The organism is Ruegeria sp. CF4 (assembly GCF_056537345.1).
In genome coordinates this window covers 31,132-49,603 of the sequence record NZ_JBQFRJ010000006.1, presented here as the reverse complement: position 1 = coordinate 49,603, position 18,472 = coordinate 31,132, and the positions used below count along the sequence as shown (strand labels likewise).

At 55.8% G+C, this 18,472-nt stretch carries 13 protein-coding genes; 9 read left to right on the top strand and 4 right to left on the bottom strand.

From position 1 onward, the window contains the following. Positions 1-82: 82 nt before the first annotated feature. From soxB to ACR0NF_RS13800, 8 genes are all read left to right on the top strand, one after another. Positions 83-1,780 carry a thiosulfohydrolase SoxB gene (soxB, locus tag ACR0NF_RS13835; RefSeq protein WP_480778436.1) on the top strand — a complete coding sequence of 566 codons (1,698 nt, stop codon included), beginning with the start codon at positions 83-85 and terminating at the stop codon, positions 1,778-1,780. A 24-nt stretch (positions 1,781-1,804) separates the two neighbouring features. Further along, positions 1,805-3,067, top strand: a complete 1,263-nt coding sequence (soxC, locus tag ACR0NF_RS13830; RefSeq protein ID WP_480778435.1) for a sulfite dehydrogenase — start codon at positions 1,805-1,807, stop codon at positions 3,065-3,067. Further along, entirely contained in the window at positions 3,051-4,376 is a 1,326-nt protein-coding gene (locus ACR0NF_RS13825) for a c-type cytochrome (protein ID WP_480472257.1), read from the top strand. Before soxC ends, ACR0NF_RS13825 begins: the two co-directional genes overlap by 17 nt. Positions 4,377-4,378: 2 nt before the next feature. Further along, entirely contained in the window at positions 4,379-5,086 is a 708-nt protein-coding gene (locus ACR0NF_RS13820; RefSeq protein WP_480472258.1) for a c-type cytochrome, read from the top strand. 24 nt (positions 5,087-5,110) lie between these two features. Next, positions 5,111-6,373 (top strand): FCSD flavin-binding domain-containing protein, encoded by a 1,263-nt coding sequence (locus ACR0NF_RS13815; RefSeq protein ID WP_480778434.1) that lies wholly within the window; start codon positions 5,111-5,113, stop codon positions 6,371-6,373. 80 nt (positions 6,374-6,453) lie between these two features. Then, on the top strand, positions 6,454-6,888 hold the full coding sequence (locus tag ACR0NF_RS13810; RefSeq protein WP_480472260.1) for a DUF302 domain-containing protein: 435 nt from the start codon (positions 6,454-6,456) through the stop codon (positions 6,886-6,888). Between the two features lies 1 nt (position 6,889). Next, the gene (gene hemA, locus ACR0NF_RS13805) at positions 6,890-8,113 is read left to right on the top strand and encodes a 5-aminolevulinate synthase (protein ID WP_480778433.1); all 1,224 of its coding nucleotides are present in this window, start codon (positions 6,890-6,892) and stop codon (positions 8,111-8,113) included. Between the two features lie 52 nt (positions 8,114-8,165). Next, on the top strand, positions 8,166-9,224 hold the full coding sequence (locus tag ACR0NF_RS13800) for a YeeE/YedE family protein (protein ID WP_480472262.1): 1,059 nt from the start codon (positions 8,166-8,168) through the stop codon (positions 9,222-9,224). Between the two features lies 1 nt (position 9,225). On the opposite strand, the gene ACR0NF_RS13795 is transcribed toward ACR0NF_RS13800, so the two are convergent. The 4 genes from ACR0NF_RS13795 to ACR0NF_RS13780 all read right to left on the bottom strand — a co-directional run bounded on the left by ACR0NF_RS13795 (position 9,226) and on the right by ACR0NF_RS13780 (position 15,728). Continuing rightward, on the bottom strand, positions 9,226-10,167 hold the full coding sequence (locus ACR0NF_RS13795) for an MBL fold metallo-hydrolase (protein ID WP_480472908.1): 942 nt from the start codon (positions 10,165-10,167) through the stop codon (positions 9,226-9,228). Beyond that, positions 10,167-11,093, bottom strand: a complete 927-nt coding sequence (locus tag ACR0NF_RS13790) for an MBL fold metallo-hydrolase (protein ID WP_480472263.1) — start codon at positions 11,091-11,093, stop codon at positions 10,167-10,169. The genes ACR0NF_RS13795 and ACR0NF_RS13790 overlap by 1 nt, the downstream gene beginning before the upstream one ends. A 521-nt stretch (positions 11,094-11,614) precedes the next feature. Then, positions 11,615-13,249, bottom strand: a complete 1,635-nt coding sequence (locus ACR0NF_RS13785) for a N,N-dimethylformamidase beta subunit family domain-containing protein (protein ID WP_480472264.1) — start codon at positions 13,247-13,249, stop codon at positions 11,615-11,617. 4 nt (positions 13,250-13,253) lie between these two features. Then, complete coding sequence (locus ACR0NF_RS13780; RefSeq protein ID WP_480778432.1) at positions 13,254-15,728, bottom strand: CoA transferase; 2,475 nt, start codon at positions 15,726-15,728, stop codon at positions 13,254-13,256. Between the two features lie 852 nt (positions 15,729-16,580). Here ACR0NF_RS13780 and speA point away from each other — a divergent pair. Further along, a complete protein-coding gene (gene speA / locus ACR0NF_RS13775) occupies positions 16,581-18,470 on the top strand; it encodes a biosynthetic arginine decarboxylase (protein WP_480667621.1) in 1,890 nt (629 codons plus the stop codon). Positions 18,471-18,472 lie beyond the last annotated feature (2 nt).

The following is an 18,472-nucleotide window of genomic DNA, read 5'->3' as shown; positions in this document are numbered from 1 at the left end:
GACCCGCGTGGGCGATGCCCGGCGCGGGTTTTTCATACGAATAACATTCACACATTTATATGTGTCATAGGAAAGCTGATAGATGATTTCTCGACGTGACTTCTTGCAGGTTTCAATGGCTGCATCGGCTTTGTACGGGGCGTCCGGGTTTGGCAAATGGGCCAGACTTGCTGCGCAGCAAAGCCTGACACAGGATCAACTACTGGATTTTGAGACCTTTGGTAACATCAGCCTGATCCATGTCACCGATATTCACGCGCAACTCAAGCCGATTTACTTCCGTGAACCCGAGATCAATCTTGGGATTGGCGATGCGCAGGGTCAGATGCCGCATGTTACTGGCGCCGCTTTCCGCAAGGCCTATGGCATCGAAGATGGAAGCCCGTCGGCATATGCACTGACCTACAATGATTTCTCGGCACTGGCGAAGGCTTATGGTCGGGTCGGTGGATTGGACCGGGTCTCAACGGTCATAAACGCAATTCGAGCGGACCGTCCCGATGCCCTTCTATTGGACGGTGGCGATACGTGGCATGGTTCCTATACCTGCTATCAGACGGCCGGTCAGGACATGGTCAATGTCATGAACGCGCTGAAACCCGATGCTATGACCTTCCATTGGGAGTTCACGTTGGGCAGCGACAGGGTTAACGAAATCGTCGAAGGTTTGCCCTTTGCGGCCTTGGGTCAGAACATCTTTGATGCCGAGTGGGATGAACCTGCAGAATTGTTCCAGCCCTACAAGTTCTTTGATCGGGGCGGTGCAAAGGTCGCCGTGATCGGCCAGGCATTCCCTTACATGCCAATCGCGAACCCGGGCTGGATGTTCCCAGAATATTCATTCGGTATCCGGGATGAGAACATGCAGGCAATGGTGGACGAGGTTCGCGATGCCGGTGCTGATGTCGTTGTTGTCCTCAGCCACAACGGCTTTGACGTGGACAAGAAGATGGCAGGCCGGGTGCAAGGGATCGACGTGATCCTCAGCGGCCACACTCATGATGCGCTGCCCGAGCCGGTTCTGGTGGGTAAAACGCATATCATCGCGTCTGGCTCGAACGGAAAATTCGTCAGCCGTGTGGATCTCGACGTGAGGGACGGGCAGATGATGGGGCTGAAGCACAAGCTGATCCCGATCTTCTCTGACGTCATTGCGCCCGATCCAGCGATCACTGCTCTGATCGACGAACAGCGCGCGCCATATGAAACCGCGCTGGGCGAGGTGATCGGCAAAACGGACTCGTTGCTCTACCGCCGCGGCAACTTTAACGGCACCTGGGATGACCTGATTTGCGATGCGCTGCTCAGCGAACGCGAAGCGGATATCGCGATGTCGCCCGGCGTCCGTTGGGGACCCTCAATCCTGCCGGGACAGGAGATTACGCGCGAGGACATCTGGAACGTCACATCGATGTCGTATCCCAATGCCTACCGCACAGAAATGACAGGCGAATTCATCCATGTGATCCTCGAGGATGTCGGTGACAACCTGTTCAATCCCGATCCCTACTACCAACAGGGCGGCGATATGGTTCGCGTCGGTGGGCTTGGCTACCGCATCGATGTGACCAAGCCACAAGGGCAACGGATCAGCGAAATGACCCTGCTCAAGACAGGTGAAGCGATTGATCCATCGAAAACCTACGTCGTGGCTGGTTGGGCTAGTGTCAACGAAGGCACTGAGGGTCCGCCGATCTGGGATGTCGTCGAAAACCACATTCGCAACCTTGGCACCGTCACGGTGCAAGAGAACACCAGTGTCGATGTTGTCGGCGCTTAAGAAACAGATGGAGACCTAAGAGATATGGATGACGCGTTCAAACCGTCCCGCCGGGCCTTCCTGAGAGGCAGCGCTGCGGTCGCCGCAGGATCCGTTGCAGGGGCAGCAGTGGCGGACACGCCCGACCCGCTGATAACAGAGCTTCAGGATTGGGCTTCTTACACGGGTGCCGGTGTCGATGAGTCACCTTACGGTATGCCAATCAGCTTCGAATCCCATGTCGTTCGTCGCAACGTGGAATGGCTGACCGCCTCTCCGATTTCGTCGATCAACTTCACACCGATCCACGCGCTCGATGGCACGATCACTCCGCAAGGGTGCGCCTTTGAACGTCACCATTCAGGCGCGATTGAACTGCGCAAAGAGGATTATCGCCTGATGATCAACGGGCTGGTCGATCGCCCGCTTGTGTTTACTTACGACGACATTGAGCGGTTCCCGCGCGAAAACCACGTGTATTTCTGCGAATGTGCGGCGAATACCGGTATGGAGTGGGCGGGTGCGCAACTCAATGGCGTCCAATTTACCCACGGCATGATTCACAACATGGAATACACCGGCGTTCCGCTGCGGACGCTATTGCAGGAAGCAGGCGCCGATATCTCACCAGACAAATGGGTCTATGTTGAAGGCGCTGATGCCTCATCCAATGGCCGCTCCATCCCGATGGAAAAAGCGCTGGATGACGTGTTGGTGGCTTTCAAGGCAAATGGCGAAGCGCTGCGGATGGAGCATGGATACCCCGTGCGACTGGTTGTTCCGGGTTGGGAAGGCAACATGTGGGTCAAATGGCTGCGCCGCATCGAAGTTGTCGATATGGCCGTCGAAAGCCGGGAAGAAACATCAAAATACACCGATGTTTACGCCGATGGCACAGCCCAGAAATGGACTTGGGTGATGGATGCAAAATCCGTCATCACCTCACCCAGCCCGCAAATGCCGATCAAACACGGGCCGGGCCCGCTGGTCATTTCCGGACTTGCCTGGTCAGGCCACGGGCAAATTACACGGGTCGATGTGTCCAAGGACGGTGGGATCACCTGGGAGACCGCGCGCCTTGGCAAACAGGGCGACAGCAAGGCTTTGACGCGTTTCTATCTCGATACGAACTGGGACGGAGCACCAATGCTTTTGCAGGCCCGAGCGATAGACGAGACCGGCTACGTGCAGCCAACCAAAGACCAGCTGCGCGAAAAACGCGGAGAAAACGCGGTCTATCACAACAACTGTATCCAGACTTGGTACGTAAGCGCAGAAGGGATCGCTGAGAATGTCGAAATCTCTTAGTCATGTTTTCCTGCCCGTATTTGGCGGCACGGCGTTGGTGCTTGCGGCAGCTGTGGCTTTCGCGAACCGAAACTACGGCCAGGCGAAGATAGAAACTTTGGAAACCCGGATTGGCCAGGTCGAAGCGCACGCAGCAACGGCCCAGGAAAAAGCGCAGGCAGAAGCCAATCGAGCAGCCGAGTTAGAGCTTAAGGTTGAAGAAATACAGGCTGCGGCGGCAGAACGGGCAGCGAATGGTATGAACCTGACCGCGCCCGTGCCCGACCGTGACGGTACCTTTGGGCTTGGGCGGCTCGCACTGGAAGAAGAGATCATGGCCTGGGACGTTGACGTCTTGCCTGATGGGCGTGGCCTACCCGTTGGATCAGGCGACGTCTGGACCGGTGAAGAGGTGTTTGTCGACCGCTGCGCGTCGTGCCACGGCGAATTTGCCGAAGGTGCCGACAACTGGCCTGTTCTGGCCGGTGGGTTCGATACGCTTGCGGACGACGATCCTGTAAAAACCGTCGGATCTTATTGGCCGCATTTGTCGACCGCATGGGATTACATCTCCCGCTCAATGCCCTTTGGTGAAGCGGGCACACTGACACCGGATGAGACCTACGCAATTGTCGCATACATCCTCTATTCCAATGATTTGGTGGATGACGATTTCGAGCTGAACAACGAAAACTTCGCCGATTTCGAGATGTACAACATGGACGGCTTTGTCGTCGATGTTCGACCCGAGACCGAGTACGCCGAATGGAGCGAAGAACCTTGCATGGAGAACTGCAAAGCAGAAACCGCCGTTACGATGCGCTCTGTCTTTCTGGTTGAAACCCCGCCGGAGGGTGGTTCGAACTCGGTCATGAATGATGCCAATCCGGATGAGTTGCCGACATTTACGGCAGAAGGGCCCACGTTCATTCCCGTAGCTGCGCCAAAGCCGGAAGAAGAGGCCGCCGCAACACCAGCAGTTCAGGAAGCCGCTGAGGTCGACGGGGCGGCAGAACTGGTTGCCGCTGGAGAGAAAGTCTTCAAGAAGTGCAAGTCCTGTCATCAGGTCGGAGACGGTGCAAAGCACAGCACCGGGCCTGCGCTGAATGGGGTGATCGGAGCCAATGCCGGATCGGTCGAGGGGTTCAAATATTCCAAAGCGATGAAGGCCGCTGCCGAGGCAGGGCTCGTCTGGACCGATGAAGAAATGACCGCCTTCCTCACGAAACCCAAGGAATACATGAAAGGCACTCGGATGTCTTTTGCAGGCCTTAAGAAACAAGGCGATGTCGAAGCTTTGATCCTCTATCTGAAGACGTTTGGAAGTTGACGATGCGTTGGGCGAACGCACTGGTTTGTGCCGTGTTCTTTGGGGCTATTGCCTCATCGACCTACGCGGCAGAAGACCTTGGCGATGCTGAGGCGGGGAAAGCAGTGTTCGCCCAATGCAAAGGCTGTCATCAGGTTGGGCAAGAGGCTGAAAACAAAATCGGGCCGCATCTGAATGGGGTTTTTGGGCGCAAGGCAGCAGGTCTGGATGGCTTCAACTATTCCAAGAGTCTCGTGCGTGCGGGAAACTCAGGTCTGGAATGGCATGCGGATACTCTTTCGGCCTATATCGAAAACCCACGCGCCTTTGCGTCAGGCACGAGAATGAGTTTTCGTGGCCTGAAAGATCCAGAAGACAGGGCAAATGTGATCGCCTATCTACGTGGATTCTCCGACAATCCTCAGGACATCCCCGAAGCGGATCCAACGGCGAAGGGCACGGACCATTCTGTCGACCCCGCGATCCTGGCGATTCAAGGAGATCCTGAGTACGGCGCATATCTCAGCAGCGAATGTACAACATGCCACCAGATCGAAGGTAACGATGAGGGTATTCCTTCGATCGTGTATTGGCCGGACGAGGACTTTGTCGTCGCGATGCACGCTTACAAAGAAAAACAGCGGCCACATCCGGTCATGCAAATGATCGCAGGGCGGCTGAGCAATGACGAGATCGCGGCTTTGGCCGCCTACTTCAATAATCCAAACTAACATTGCCCAACGGGAGGAAACGCGATGACACTCAACAGACGAGTATTTCTCGGAGCTGCCGGCGTAGTGGCGGCCGGGCTATCGGCACCGATGGTGTTGGCTCAAGGCAAGCCACGAGTCGTTGTAGTCGGCGGCGGTGCGGGCGGCGCAACTGCCGCTCGTTATATTGCAAAGGACAGCAAGGGTGAGATCGATGTGACGCTGATCGAGCCGTCGCGGACCTACTACACCTGTTTCTTCTCAAACCTGTATCTGGGCGGTTTTCAAGAGCTATCGGACATCGCCCACAGTTATGGCACGCTTGCCGCGAACTACGGTATCAACGTCGTGCATGATTGGGCCACAGGGGTGGATCGCGATGCCAAGACTGTGTCCTTGGCCGGTGGCGGATCCGTTCCGTATGACAAGCTGATCCTGAGCCCGGGTATCGACTTTGTTGATGGCGCAGTCGAGGGCTGGGACGTCTCAGCGCAGAACAAGATGCCGCATGCGTACAAGGCTGGTTCTCAGACTGAGCTTCTGAAAGCGCAGATCATGGCAATGCCCGAGGGCGGTACCTTCGCGATGGTCGCCCCTCCGAACCCGTACCGTTGCCCACCCGGACCGTATGAGCGGGTTTCAATGGTCGCGCATGTTCTGAAGGCGAACAACCCGACAGCGAAGATCATCGTTGCCGACCCGAAACCGAAGTTTTCCAAGATGTCGTTGTTCCAAGAGGGTTGGGCCAACCACTACGAAGGAATGGTTGACTGGATCGGCGAGGATTTCGGCGGCGGCAATGTATCCGTAAACGCGGATGCGATGACGGTGACCATCGACGGCGAAGAAACAAAGGTCGATGTCTGCAACGTGATCCCAGCGATGAAAGCCGGACGCATCGCGGAAATGGCAGGCGTGACCGATGGCAACTGGGCACCCGTGAACGCCGCGGATATGTCCTCCAAGGCCGATCCGGATATTTACGTTCTTGGTGACGCCAGCCAGCAGGGTGACATGCCGAAATCCGGTTTCTCGGCCAACAGTCAGGCAAAGGTCTGTGCGAATGCCGTGCGAGGTGCGTTGACCGGTTCCAAAGTGTTCCCGGCCAAATTCTCCAACACGTGCTGGTCTCTCATTGATACCGATGATGGCGTGAAGGTTGGTGCAACCTACGAGGCAACACCAGAAAAGATCGCCAAAGTGGACGGCTTCATCAGCCAGACCGGCGAAGATGCCGACCTGAGGAAAGCAACTTACGAAGAGTCGCTGGGTTGGTACGCCGGTATCACCTCAGACATGTTCGGTTAAGGCATTCGGGGGCTTTGGCCGGTGTCAAAACCCCCGATGAGCGATCTGAGAAAATGCGGTTCAGGAGGAGGACTAAAACCATGAAACACTTTATCGCTGCGGCCACGTTTTCAGCTGTTCTTGCGAGCCAGACATTTGCGGAAGAGGTCATCACCACCCCGTTTGATGGCAGTTTTGATGATGCAACATTCGCCGTCGAGTCCGCGATTGTGGGGCAGGGGTTGGTCATCGACTATGTGAGCCATGTTGGCGAAATGCTGAATCGAACAGGCGCTGATGTCGGTAGCGATAAACAGATATTCGCCGCCGCAGACATCTTCATTTTCTGCTCGGCGAAAATCTCGCGCGAGGTGATGGAAGCCGACCCGATGAATATCGGCTTCTGCCCCTACGGGATTTTTGTAGCCGAAAATGAAAGTGGCGTGATGGTGGGATACCGAAGCTACCCTGACGGGCCGATGCAAAAGGTCCAGTCCCTGTTGTCCGGGATCGTGGAAGAGGCTGTTGGGAACTGAAATGAACTACCAACAGTATTTTCGAGACCAATTGGAGCAGTTGAAAGAAGACGGAAACTACCGGATTTTTGCTGATCTCGAACGACAGCGTGGTGCATTTCCAACCGCACGCAGCTACGCGGAAGACGGTCCCGAAAAAGTCACTGTTTGGTGTTCGAACGATTATCTCGGTATGGGTCAGCACCCCAGTGTTCTTGCGGCAATGCATAAGGCGATTGATGAAAACGGTGCTGGGGCAGGTGGAACGCGGAATATCTCAGGAACCACTCACGCGCATGTTTTGCTGGAACAAGAGCTCGCCAACTTGCACCGCAAAGAGGCGGCATTGCTGTTTACGTCAGGTTACGTATCGAACTGGGCCGCTTTGGGAACTTTGGCATCCCGCATTCCTGGCGTCACGGTTCTGTCTGACGAGCTGAACCATGCCTCGATGATCGAGGGTATTCGCCACAGTCGTTGTCACAAGCGGATCTGGAAACACAACGATGTGGCGGATCTTGAACGGCACCTCGCTGAACTGCCTGCCAATGCCCCTAAGCTCATTGCGTTCGAAAGCGTCTATTCTATGGATGGCGATATCGCACCAATTGCCGAGATCTGTGATTTGGCGGACCGCTATGGCGCTATGACCTATTTGGATGAGGTTCACGCCGTCGGGCTTTATGGACCGCGGGGCGGTGGCATTGCGGAACGCGAAGGCCTGATGGATCGGCTAACCGTAATCGAGGGAACATTGGGCAAAGCGTTCGGCGTAGTCGGTGGATATATCGCGGCGTCGAAAGAGCTTGTCGATTTTGTCCGATCCTTCGCCAGCGGATTCATCTTTACAACTGCATTGCCTCCGGCCGTGGCCGCGGGTGCTGCTGCTTCGGTTCGGCACCTGAAGCAAAGCAATGCGGAACGACATCTACACCAGCAGCGTGTGCGTGAGGTTCGAGACAGGCTGGATGATCTGGGCATTCCGCATACGCCGAACCCAAGTCACATCATTCCGGTCATGGTCGGCGATCCGGTCAAGTGTCGCTTCATCTCTGATGTATTGATGCGTGACTACGGGATTTATATCCAGCCAATCAACTATCCAACCGTCCCCAAGGGAACGGAACGTCTGCGGATTACACCATCGCCGGTGCATTCCACCGAAGACGTGGATCGTCTGATATCTGCATTGGCTGAGTTGTGGACGCAATGCCAATTGGCGCGCAGGCCAATGGCCGCGCAATGACAACTTGACCGAAGACAAGGATTCACACGCGACGAAGTGAGGGTTTCTGTTCATGGAGAGGCTCATCGATCTGTTGGGAGACCCTGGCGCCTTGGCATTTGCCGGAGTGCTCGTCGGTGTCTTGTTCGGCGTGACTGCTCAGAAGTCTCACTTTTGTTTACGAGCATCGACCGTCGAAGTCGCCGAAGGCGAGTTTGGTCCTCGTCTTGCGGTTTGGCTGATCGCTTTTACTGCGGCGCTCACCTTAGTGCAGGCGCTTGTCTGGCTTGAATGGCTGGACCTTTCCGGGACACGTGCCATCGCGTCGACGGGCAGCCTTAGCGGTGCAATAATTGGTGGGTCGATGTTCGGCGTTGGTATGGTTCTGGCGCGCGGATGTGCATCTCGCCTTTTGGTACTGGCCTCTTGCGGTAATCTGCGCGCGCTCGTGACAGGATTGGTTTTAACCTTGGTGGCTCAGGCAGCTTACACGGGCATTCTCAGTCCTGCGCGCGAGTTGCTGTCCGGTATCTGGACCGTCTCAGGAGGCGCGCCGCGCGATCTTTCGGAAATACTTGGTTTTTCGCCAGCGACGTATACAGCCGTCGCAGCCTTGGGATTGGTGTTGGCAATTGCATTTGCATTCCACCGGAAGGTCACGCTTGCAAGGATCGTAACAGCCGCAGGAGTTGGCGTGGCTGTGGCGCTGGGCTGGATGATGACATTTGCCATCGCGCAAGCATCTTTTGAAGTTGTGCCTGTGTCGTCAGTCACGTTTACCGGGCCGGCCACGGATACGCTTATGGCGTTGGTTGCCGAGCGAAACGTCGTGTTGTCCTTCGGTATCGGTCTTGTTCCGGGTGTCGCAGTTGGTGCAGCAGGCTCGGCCTTGGTTGCAGGGGAGTGGAGGGTCGAACGGTTTGGTCCGGATACTCCGATGGAACGCTACCTCGTTGGAGCTGTCCTCATGGGGTTCGGTGCGATGCTGGCAGGAGGTTGTGCCGTAGGTGCCGGGCTTTCAGGAGGGTCCGCCCTGTCATTGACCGCATGGCTTGCCGTTTTTTTCATGTGGGTCGGGGCGATCTGCACGCATAGGTTATTGATGCGAATGCCTGTTCCGCAACGTTCCTGAGTTACTCGAATTCCATTTGTTCAAAGACGCGCCCGGCATTTTTCGTCGCCAGTTCCTCAAACGTATCCAAGTGGGCGTACGGTGACTGATCGACGTAATAAGCCTCAGCCAGATCACCGCCCGCATCCATATGCTCTTGAATCTTGCCGCGCAGATATATCAGGTAGTCGCGGGTATAGCGGCGCACCTGATCCATGTTTGTCGGATGGCCGTGCCCGGGAATGACATATGTAGCTTCCAAAGCCTCGAATTCGTTGTCCCAGCTTTCCAGCCAATCTGCGGTGTAGGTCTCCTGAAAAATCGGCAACATACGCTCGTGAAAGGCCATATCACCCGCGATGACAAGGCTCTGGTTCGGCAACCAGATCGAGATATCGCCGGGACTGTGTGCAGGCCCGAGATATTTTGCCTCAATCCGAAACTCACCCATTTCAACCACGTACTCATCATCGAATGTCTCGGTTGGGCCAGCCAGGAATGTCCCTTCTGCCTTGTCCTGATTGTATCGCTGCATTCCTTCGAGGATCTGAGGGCCGTATTCCTCGAATTCGGCTGCTGCATCCGAATGAGCGATGATAGGAATGCCGAGTTCTGACCAGTACGCGTTGCCCAGCATCGCGTGCCCCTGACCATTCTCGTTGAAGACAAGCTTGACCGGTTGATCTGTGATTGCCTGAATTTCCTTGTGAAGCGCTTCGGCAAGGACATAGGCAGCGCCGCCGTTAATAACCACCACGCCTTCACCGGTTACAATGAAACTGAGGTTGTTGTTGTGGCCAGAGTTTTCATAAGTGGGCGGAGCCGTCGCGCCAATGGCGGAATAGACGCCGGGGATGTACTCGACCGGCTTGGAATACAGCATGCTTTGCGGGTATTGGTCCGCAATATCCTCGCTTGCCCAAGCTGGTGTGGCGAAGGTCAAGGCAACTATGAGCGATCGCATCATGAAGGCTCTCCAATAAATCGATATGCGGAGTCGGTCTTTTCGACCCGGCCAACCCCTCCGTTCGGCAGGTGGAAGCCAATGATTTTCATTTGTTCCTGAGATATCTGATCCAGCAGCGAGTTCCGCGTGGATGCGGCGGCTTGGGGATCCTGATCAGTGCCACTGTGCCAATCGGGACGTTCAAAAGCCACGTGCGGATTTCCGAGCGCGTCGCCGACGATCATCGCAGAGTCACTGCCATTTCGAATTTCAAAGGCCATGTGACCGGGCGTGTGCCCAAAGCTTGCATGGGCGGCAATACCGGGAAGAATCTCTTGCCCATCATCAAAGAACGCGACCTGATGCTCAATTGCTTCCATACGCCGTTTTGCGCCCACGGCGAACGCAGCGCGATCTTCCCCGACCGAAGCCACTGTTGAAGGGTTCCACCAATAATCCCATTCATTGCGGCCAATATGATGCGTGGCGTTGGTGAAAAGCAGATCGTCGAAGTCATCCAGAACACCCCAGATGTGATCGGGGTGCGCATGGGTGAAGATCACGTGCGTGACGTCTTCGGGCGACAAGCCGATTGTTTCAAGAGTTTCCAAAAGCTTGCCGGATGTGGGTATGAAATCCGGGCCAGCTCCAACATCGAACAGGACCGTGTTTTCATCATCGCGATAGAGCGCCACGTTGCACTCTGGTTCGTACGTGGTCACGTCCACTTGTTTGCTGTTCAGAAGCAACTCGAGTTCTTCCTTCGGCATCGAGCCGAAGACCATTTCCGGCGGCAACGACAGGTACCCGTCTGACAATGTAGTAATCCGGGCCGAAGAACCGAGCTGAAACTCCGCCCGAACGATTTTGGATTGAGCGCCAAGCGCCGCGAGGCACGCGGCGCTGTACAAGAAAGTGCGTCGAGAAATTGCATTTCCACTCATATACAATCAATAAAATGAATATTATAATTTGTAAATGACGAAAGATGGAAATGGATGCGACGCGCGCCCTTCTGGATCGGCGTGTCACGGTTAGGAAACCGCAGGTGAGATCAGGGTCTCACTTCAATGCAGCGAACTATTCAGTTTCTACGCGGCCCTCCGCTCTGCAATTGATATCGCCAAATCAGTGAGCATTTCTGCAGCGTCCCTCAGAGTAAGCGGCAGTGCACGCGCTGTTATCGAATACGATCTCAAACATACCAATGAGATCGCGCCTCGATATGCAGCGCTTGGGCGGAAACCCGTGTAGCTGATCTGGGGCGCGATTCTGGGTTCAGAGCTTCATGTTCTAGAGAGCTGCCATTTCTCAATGGAAGACCAACTTGAAAAGATCGCAAGCTTATTGGTTGACTTCCTGAAGATGAATACATGACGCAGGACACCAAAAGCCGTCGCTAATGAATAGATCATGGGTGGATGTTTTGTCCCGCTTTCCTGACTTCCAATGATCCTTCGATCTATCAACCAGAGGCGACGAACCTTCTCAGCACGTTGTTCGTGATACGTTCGACCTGTTGATCCTTACGAACCAAGCCCGTGACCCATTCGCAGGTGCCGGCAGTAAAGACCTCTCCTTTACCGCGGTGCCAATGCAAGATTACGCCGTTTCCGCGCGCACTGCGATCTAATGTGACTTCCGTAACGGTTCCAAACAGGGCTTTTGCTTTAAACTTGGCCTCATCGTCGCCGATATACGCTGTCTCACCCCATGCCCCGTGGTCAGGTTCGATATTGGTCGCCAGCCCCATCGCCAGTATTTCCATGTTCGGGTCTGCACCGTCTGTTCCTGTGGCATAGGGCAGTCCATCCTGCATTCGATAGTCCACCCCGTCGACCTCATAGCCGAATATGCGCGACCCGGCCCCCAGCTGATCGCCATATCCGAGCTCGGTTCCTGCCATCGCCCAGTGACCGGGGCGGTAGACAGTGAAGCCACCGCTACCTTGCCCTACGCAGCGGCCCAAACACGCGTAAATTCCTTTTAGTCCATTCGCCCCAAAGGTTTTCGCACCGGGCCAGTTGACTGGTGGGACATCCCATGCGGCTGTCACCAGATGCTCCTGATCGGTTCCCAAAAGCGGATCTTGTTCGGCCTTGTATTTGTAACAGACCTGAGTACGGCCTTCGTCTTCAATGCGTGTCTGCCAAAGGAAGTTCCCGGCAAACCGTGCCACCTTGCCTCCGCCTTCGGTAAACCGGTCGACCGAATGTCGCATATTGGCTGACCAATATTCGTCATGCCCCACGAAAACTGCGCATTTATAGCGGTTCAGAAGATCCGGTTCGTCTTCAAGATCGTGCTGAGTGGCGATTTCGAATTCGAACCCCTCAGACTCAAGCCAGCGCGCGAAATGACGTTCGTAACTGGCCCAGCCTGCAGACGCATATTTCTTGGAATAGCCATAGGCATAAGCCCATTCCATATAGGGATAGCGCACCATAGTCCCGGGTGTGTGTGGCGTCTCGGGGACTGCACGAGGGGCGCCGTTGGGAAGCCTGCAGAAGCCCCGGCTCCATGGCCGTTGGGTAGAAACGACAGCTGAAAATTCGTTGCCGCCGGGTCCAGTGATTCCTTCGTAGTGGTTTGAGCCTCCCCAGCAATTGTAGGCAAGCCAGGTGCCCGTCGCGCAGATCAACACCATGCTCGGCGCAGTATTGCTGGAGGCACCACGTACGAGGATCAGGTGATGTTCCTCAACGCGATCACCGTTGCGCTCGGCGCTAAACGTAATCAGGTAGCCACCCGGTCGCCAGTTGGCTGGGATGGTGAACTTGTGACTAATCTGCCAATTGCATCCCTTGACCGAGCAATCGACAGGGGTTTCCTGATGCGAGCCCGCCAATCCTTGTTCACGTAACACAGGTTCATAATTTAACCCGTCGCGACCTACTTCCAGGTCCCATGTCTTAGCCGTAGTCGAAACATGCAGCGCCACTGTGTCACCCGGCGCATAGCTCATGCGGGGGGTATAGCCCCAGATTTCCAACACCGCATCATCCCGGGCCGGTCCGATGAAATAGTTATCGAGGATATGCCGCGCCTTGCTGCGGGTGCGGGGTGCGGTGGCTGGCGATGGCCCTTCTGAATTCGTCATTTTCCTATTCCGGTAGGTATTTTTCTGACCAGTCTTCGCTGGCCGCGCCGGATGCAATCATCGTTGCGATCCGCTCCTCGGGAAAGCCCAAATCCGAAAGAACACGGCGAGTGTCCGCGCCGTATTTCGGCATTGGGTCAGGAATGGTGATCTTTGCCCGGGATGGACGCACCGCGTTGGGAGCGACCAGATCGCACCAGCGCCCCATCGGATGCAAATCATGGCGGATGGCGCTGAACGTACTTCGGTTCAAATCAACCGCGCCTGCACTCTCCATCTGCAAAACCGCATCGCGCGTGTCGTGCAAAGAGCCCAACGGCATGACAGTGGACGAGGAACCTGCAAATGCGTCTGCCCAATGTGTGGCAGAGCGGATAGCGAAACGCTCAACCAAGGCATTCGACAACTGACATTCGGGCGTTTCCGCCAAATCCGCCAATTCGGCAATCATACGCAAAGCATTCTGCCGTTCTGTTGGCGCGGCAAAGAACATCCAACCGTCCGCGGCCCGGTAACAGTGATAGAATGGACCCCAGCCCAGCGCCTCTCGGCCAGTTGGTTCGTCAAAGGGTGCGCGGCCGTCAAAATCGTACATCAGCTGAGCCTGAATTAGATTGCCAGCTCCAGCTAGCGCAGCACGTGCGATGCCACCTTTGCCGGTCTGTTCTAGACGCAGCAGCGCCGCCCCTAACGCTACGCAGGCGCAATATCCGGTCAGTACGTCAATCGTGCCAAAATGGGCGTGTTCCTCAGGCGTTTGCATTCCGCCACCAAATCGTACCATGACCCCTGTCGCCGCCTGCGCAAGATCGTCATAGCCCAGATGGTCTGATTTCGGGCCGCGCGCGGGGCCGCCAAAGGCATCGAGCTGTACCAGGATCAGGCGCGGATTGATTGCGGCCAACTGTGCCTCGCCCAGCCCCAGCGCATCGCGTTGCTCATCCGTGCCATTCATGGTGATGACGTCACTGTCTGCAATCAGACGGCGCAGGGCGTCCTGCCCATCTTCACTGCGTAGGTTCAGAAGAATGCTATCTTTACCGCGATGGGCGTGCAGACCAAATACCACCGTATTCCAGGGATCCACTGAGGGCTCGACCGGTTGAACGGACGTCACCTTGGCTCCGAACCGGGCAAGGGTGGAGCCAATGGTCGGCCCTGCGATAACATTTGTCAGATCCAGAACTTTCAGACCATCAAGCCAGCCTCTGGATTCTGTACCGACACCTCCTGATCGCTTTGGCTCAGCAAGAATATCAGAGAGGGGTGCGCTGTCAGGCTCTGGGCCGGGACGTTTGTCCATGGCGTTCGTGTCACCTGCCAGCCAGGCCACATTACCCATTTGCCGCATCTTGCCATGGCGTGGGTCATCTACCTCAATAACCAGGCCAGAGGCCAGCGCGTGGGGATCGGCCATCCACTCCTGGCTGAACCGCTGCGCGGTGGCTGGCGCTTTTGCGGCGCCAAACAATGCCTCCCACTCATGCGAGGATCGCGTCAGAAACGCCGCTTTCATTGCGGAAGACACCTTTTCGCGGTCCCGGTCGCCGACAGGGTAATTGCGAAGCGACCATTCATCTGGCCAGTCCGCTTTATCCAGATAGGCATCGAAGTCGGGCAGTTCGTCGGCCAACTCTTCCAAGCCCAAGATCTTCAGCACCCTGCGGGGGTGCGTCTTCACGCTGCCCGCCACGACGTAGAATCCGCGCCCATCCGCACAGGTATAGGTGCGGTAAAACGGGTCGAGAAACTCCTCCAGTTCAGCAAAACTCAGGTCCAGCGGCAGCCCCTCCGCGGCACGCCGGTCCAGTTCTACCTCGCGCGGGGATTTGTAACGCTCAGGGTAATCCTCAATCTGTTCACAATTGTAGACGAGCCCTTCGAGCAACGCAGACGCAAGCGGAACCTCGATATGCTCGCCGCCATTGTCACCGCGCGCGAGCAGAGCGAATTGTACCGCCATAGCTCCGAAGTCTGCCCCGTAGGCTGACGCCAGCGTCAAAGGTGTAAACGACGGGTTGATCCCCATCAGACGGCGGTTCAATCCCATGTCGGTAAATTGCCCTGTGCGGGCGGCGATGACCGCTTCCCAAGCAGGCAGGTCGGCCAATGCGGGGTCCGTAGATGCGAAGCCCGGTAGTGAAAGCGAAATTATCCGTGGGTTGATCGCAATTAAATCCCGTGGCCCCAGCCCCAGCCGTTTCATAACTCCGGGGCGAAAATTCTCGATCACCACGTCCGAGCGGGCTATGAGATCGCGTGCCGTGGCAAGGCCCGTGCGCGATTTCAGATCAAGTGTCACCGCAGTTTTCCCACGTGAAAGCATATCTGTCGCGGGTTCTTTCAGCCTCGGCCCACCGGGCGGATCTATGCGGATCACTTCAGCCCCCAGATCGGCCAGCATCATACCAACGAGTGGTCCAGCCAAGTATTGGCCGAAATCGAGCACCCGGATGTGTTCCAGCGGACGAGTGGTCATGTCAAATTCTCCAGTCGTGGGAGCAACTCTCCCCGTTTTGAACGAGTTTAGGAGTGTGGGTGTCACCAATACTGCGCCGATCCCGACAAAAACTGCGCGAGTTTTGGCATGAGGCCGACCTGATCGTCTTCGCTACTGCGGTGTAGCTTGCGCTTTTGCGGTGCACTTTGCGGCCAATGATTGAGTGAATTGAAGACGTCGACAGGCGGCAGATCAGCGTCCGTGGTTCGAACCATGTGCCGGACATGTTTATACAATGCACAGAGGCTGAGGGCTCAAGAGGATGCCAGTTGTCGTGGGTGGATGACCTGATCTGCCCCTTGTCCGTGATAAGATAACGTGCCTCTGAATGACCAGTATATCCGCGCGATTGAGCCTATTTCGTAGGAACTGATGAATGAAAGGCATCGCAGCATCGGAATCTGCTTTGCACTTGTTGACCTAGTTTGGCGGTTTGTGCTCCAACAGGATCACTTCGTTCGGATATTGCGCGCCTTTGAAAGAGATCGTTAGGGCTTGCTTTAGTCAACTTTGAGCAAGCGGCCACCAGAATTGCCTTTTCGCCTGACAGATCGTCAAATCTCTGTAACAGATACCAAAGCAGTGATCAGCAAACGTGTCACTATCACCGTTGGCATCAAGGTCATCGGAAGAAATTTTCCGTTGACTCATTAACTCCGCAATTATATCCGCCGCTCAGCTTTCTAAAGAGAGCTTGACTTGGAGTATACGCAGATGAAATGGCTTCATCTTCATAACGCCGGACAGATAGAACCTGCGTAGTGCTACTCGGCAATTACGCTGAGCTGCTGTACTCTTATCTTCAATACATCTCAGAAAAGGTTTGTTCGAATGCCTGATGAACAGCCCGTTTCCGACTCCATTTACGGTATCGACCGTTGGGGCAAAGGTCTGCTCACCGTCCTTGCGAACGGTGATGTTGCTCTGTGTGATCCTGCCAATCCCGAGGCTGCGGCAGTAAGCCTGCCGGCGATCCTGCATGACTTGCAACAGCGCGGCATCGCCAGCCCGATGGTGTTGCGCGTCAAAAGTTTCCTTGAAGCGGAAATCCGGCATTTGAACGAGAGCTTCGCGCAAGCCATTTCAAGGACTGGATACCGTGCACCTTATCGCGGGGTTTTCCCGATCAAGGTAAACCAACAAGCACAGGTCGTGGATCGGATCATCGAATTTGGCCGCCAGTATGACTATGGCCTTGAGGCGGGATCCAAACCCGAACTTGTTATTGCCCTGGCTCATCGCTTGTCGAAAGAGGCGCTTATTGTTTGCAACGGGGTCAAGGATGCAGAATTCGTACGCTTGGCGATCCTGTCACGCCGTTTGGGATTTAATACAGTAATCGTCCTGGAGAGCCCAAAGGAAGCAGAGATCGTCATCGAAGTCGCGAAAGAGCTGGGGATCGATCCGTTGCTGGGGGTTCGCGTGAAGCTGACCAACCAGATCAGCGGCAAATGGCAAAGCAGTTCGGGGGATCGATCAGCTTTTGGCATGAACACCGACCAGTTGTTGCGCGTTGTGGATCGCCTGCGAGACGAAGGTTTGTTGCATTGTCTGAAGCTGCAGCATTCCCATCTGGGCAGTCAGGTCCCGGACGTGAACGATGTGCGCCGCGCCGCGACCGAAGCTTGCCGCTATTTCACCGAACTGACCCGCGAAGGTGCGCCCTTGACCCATCTGGATCTGGGCGGGGGTCTTGGCGTGGATTACACCGGTGAAAAACGAGCGACCGAAAACTCGATCAACTACTCGATGTCAGAGTACTGCGCCAATGTGGTGGAAACCGTGGCCTATGCCATGGATGAGGCCGAGATCGATCACCCAATTCTGGTGACGGAAAGCGGCCGGGCGGTCACGGCGACGTCGTCCATGCTCGTCTTCGACGTGCTGGAGAGTACGCTTTATGACGCGCCGGACGCACCGGCGGTTGAACCGGATGATAACCACCTGGTGTCGGATCTGGCCGCAATTTCGGGATATCTTGTGCCTGAACGGGTGCAGGAATGCTGGAACGATGCTCGGTTCTATCGGGACGAACTGCGTGCCTTGTTCCGCCGCGGCTACGTGGATCTGCGCCAGATGGCGCGGGCCGAACGCATCTATCTGAACCTCATGGCACGGATCAAAACGATCACCCCCGAGGCCGAGCAAAGCGGTGATCTGGAAAAGGAACTGCAGAAGATTGCGGATGTGTATCACTGCAACTTTTCGGTTTTCCAGTCGCTCCCCGATGTTTGGGCGATTGATCAGCTACACCCGATCGTGCCCCTCCAGATGCTGAACCAAGAGCCTGACCGGCGCGTGGTCTTGTCGGATATCACGTGCGACAGCGACGGAAAGCTGGATCAGTTCATACTGGCAGGCTCAACCTCGCCGTCCTTGCCTGTGCATTCTCTACCTGAAGCCAAGCCCTATTATCTTGGGGTCTTCTTCGTGGGCGCCTATCAGGAAACGCTGGGGGATCTGCACAATCTCTTTGGAGACACGAATGTGGTAACAATCGACTTGCGGGCCGACGGCGGGTTCGATCTGCTCCACGAACAGGAGGGCGATACCATTGCCGAAGTGCTTTCGTATGTTGAGTATGATCCGGCCGATTGTATCGCCGCCTTCCGCAAGATGGTGGACGAAGCGATCTCGGCAGGGAAGATCAGGGCTGATGAACGCAAGACGCTGATCGGGTCCTATCGCGACTCGATGAATGGATACACCTATTTTGAATAACC